Annotated in this window: 2 protein-coding genes; both read right to left on the bottom strand. The window is 62.6% G+C overall.

Features of this window, described 5'->3' with window-relative positions; all coding sequences use genetic code 11:
* Nucleotides 1-2,178 (bottom strand): PAS domain-containing sensor histidine kinase (locus QZ522_RS18670; protein WP_294615142.1); only part of this gene is annotated, 2,178 nt, incomplete at its 3' end.
* Nucleotides 2,179-2,277: 99 nt separating this feature from the next.
* A partial coding sequence (locus tag QZ522_RS18665; protein WP_294615138.1) for a sigma 54-interacting transcriptional regulator occupies nucleotides 2,278-3,306 on the bottom strand: 1,029 nt, incomplete at its 5' end.

Here is a 3,306-nt window from a genome sequence, read left to right as displayed (position 1 = left end):
CGGTTCGGCATCTTCAAGCACAAGGCTGCCGCCGTGCTCTTCGATGATCTTCTTCACGATCGGAAGGCCAAGGCCTGTGCCCTTCTCACGCGTCGTCACATAGGGTTCAAACAGGGCCGCGCGGTCCTGCGGCAGGCCAATACCATTGTCCGAAATCCGGATCACCGCCTCATCACCCTCGGGCGCGCTTGCCACCCTGATCTGTGGGACAAGATCCTCTGGAGCGCCCTTTTCCTTATAGCTTTCAATCGCTTCACCGGCGTTCTTGATCAGGTTCGTCAGGGCCTGCGCAATCATCGTGGCGTCAATCTCGGCCCAAAGCGGGGCCTCATCCATCGCCAGATCAAAGCGTACTTCCGGCTGGCCGCTTTCCTGAAGCAACACCACATCGCGCAACAGCCGGGTCAGGCTTTCCTGTTTGGTCTGCGGTTCGGGCATGCGGGCGAATTTCGAGAATTCATCGACAATCCGGCGCAGATCGTTGGTCTGGCGCACCACCACATCGGTCAGCTGTTCAAGGCTCTCGGCCTGATCCGGCTCAAGCTGGCGGGCGAATTTCCGTTTTATCCGCTCGGCCGAAAGCTGGATCGGCGTCAGCGGATTCTTGATTTCATGGGCAATCCGGCGGGCGACATCGCCCCAGGCAGCCATGCGCTGCGCCGTGACAAGATCGGTAACATCGTCAAAGGCCACCACATAGCCCTCGCGCCGACCCTCGGCGCCGATCCGGGTCGACATCCGCACCAGCAGGTTTTCCTGCTGGTTGCCGCGCGTCACCTTGATCTCTTCCTGGGCAAACCCGCTCGGCGTCTTGCGCAGCTTTTCAAACAAGGCACCAAATTCGGGGACCGCCACGCTGAGGGAAACGGATTGCTGATCTTCATGCCAATCCAAAAGCCGCTCCGCAGCGCGGTTGACGAAGGTCACGCGCCCCTTGGCATCAAGCCCGAGAACCCCGGACGAGACCGAGCCAAGCACCGAATCAAACAACCGGCGCCGCCGCTCAATCTGTTGGGTATTGGCCAGAAGCTTGTCGCGCTGCCCCTTGAGCTGGCGGGTCATCTGGTTGAAATAGGTGCTCAGCATGGCGATCTCGTCATCGCCCTCTTCCTCGCGCACCTGGGTGTCAAGGTCGCCCTCCCCGACCCGCTGCGCCGCACTTGTCAGCCGCCCCACCGGCAGCGACAGGCGTTCGGCGAACCACATCCCGAGCCAGATCGCCGCAAGGATAAGAATGACCGCAAAGCCAAGGTACAACAGGCCGAATTCAAACAGCACCCGGCCCCGTTCGCTTTCACGCTGCTTGTAGAATGTCGCGGTTTCCTGAGTCTCGTCGAGCAGGCTCAGGATCGCCCCGTCGACATTGCGGCTGACGTACAACAGGCGGTCGGGTATCGCCGTCAGTGGCATCAGGGCGCGGAATTCGTTGTTGTCCCAGTCGCGGATCACAAGCACGCCCTCGTCATAGGCCGTCTTGATCTGCTCCGGCGTCGGGCGTTCGAAATCAAACAGATAGGATTGCTCGCCGCGCGCGCGGATTGCGCCTGTGCCGTCAATCACGAAAGCCTCGCGCAGCCCGCGCTGAATTTCGCGCTGACCGCTGGACAGAACCTGGCGGATGTCACCGTCATTCATGAATACCGCCGCCCGCTTGGTCGCATTCATGACCGACGCCAGAACCCGGATGTCGGTCAACAGGTCGCGGCGGTGTTCGTCCTGATAGGCCTCGGCGGCTGCGACCGAACTATCGACCACGCGGCCAACCCGGTCGGAAAACCATGCCTCAAGGCCCATGTTGATCGACAGCGTCGCAAAGACCGCGACCGTCACCGTCGGCACCAGCGCCATGAGCGCAAACACGCCGGTCAGCCGCAAATGAAGCCGTGAACCTGCCGATCGCTTGCGCCGTGCGGCCACCATCCGCGCCACGCGCTGCATCACCAGCCCGGCCACCATCAGCACGTAAACCATGTCGCAGAGCAGGACGATTCGCAGACCGTTGGACGACGCCCCCTGATCCAGAGGCCCCATCATCAGATAGGTCAAAAGCGCAAGAACCGGCCCCAGAACCACAAGCCCCAGTGCGGCCCAGTTCTGTAGCCGTTGCAAGCGCCGCAAACGGCTTATCGTATCCCACGACAGGCGTCCGCTGCGCAATCTGCGTGTCTGTGTTGCCACGCATGTCCCCCATCCGCTAGTGGGGCAAGGCCCTGCCCCCCGCAACATCTGGGCGATCCGGGGCAACACGCCCCAAATAGCCACAGTCCTGTTGCAGTTTTACATCAACTTGCGGCGGCGTGTCACGTTAATATCCAGATCGGTAATCTTCTTGCGCAAAGTATTGCGGTTGATGCCAAGAAGGTCGGCGCATTTGGCCTGATTTCCGCCGGTGGCATCAAGGGCGATTTCCAGAAGCGGCATTTCGATTTCGCGCAGGATCCGGGCGTAAAGGCCGGGCGGCGGCAGGGTGTTGCCATGCAGGTCGAAATAACGCTGCAAATGGGCCGCGACCGAGGCCGACAGGCTTTCGCCGCGCTGCTGGCCCATCACCGGCTCGGCGCGCGGCTGATTGCCAAGTACCGCCTCGACCTCTGCGCGGGTGATCTCCTCGGCCATCGCAGTCAACCCGATCCGGCGCACCGCGTTTTCAAGCTGTCGTACATTGCCCGGCCAGCTATAGGCGCGGATCAGTTCGGCAGACTCCGCCGACAGATGCCGGGGCGGCTGGCCATCACGCTCATCGCGGGCCAGGAAATGCTCGGCCAAAAGCGGGATGTCCTCGACCCGCTCGCGCAGGGACGGCACGTCGATCACCGCCCCGCTGAGGCGGTAATACAAATCCTCGCGCAGCTTGCCCGATTCAAGCGCAGCGCCCGCCTGGGTCTGGCTTGTGGCCATGAAACGGGGCACGTGATCGCCCGGCGCATCCATCATCCGCACCACCCTTCCCTGCGCCTCGGGCGGCAGGTCGCCGACCTCGTCGAGAACGATGGTACCGCCCTTGGCACGCGCCATCACCTTGGCCGGCCCGTCAAGATCACGCAGATCGCCCGGCGTGACGGTCACGAAGGGCAATGTGCGCCGATCCGAGAAATCATGAATTGCCTTGGCGATCAGTGATTTTCCGGTGCCGGATTCACCACAGATCATCACCGGCAGGTCGGTGTTCATGATCCGCGCCACCACCCGGTAGAGCGCCTGCATGGCGGGCGTTCGCCCGATCAGCGGAAGTTCGTCGGGGCGTTCGGCCTCGGTGTTGATCCGCGGCGCAGTGCGTGCCCGGCTGTCGAGTGCGCGCGCCGTGCG

It is taken from the genome of uncultured Roseovarius sp. (genome assembly GCF_913054395.1).
Classification (GTDB): Bacteria; Pseudomonadota; Alphaproteobacteria; order Rhodobacterales; family Rhodobacteraceae; genus Roseovarius.
Note: the sequence above shows the minus strand (reverse complement) of the source record. Positions and strands in the feature narration are given on the sequence as shown.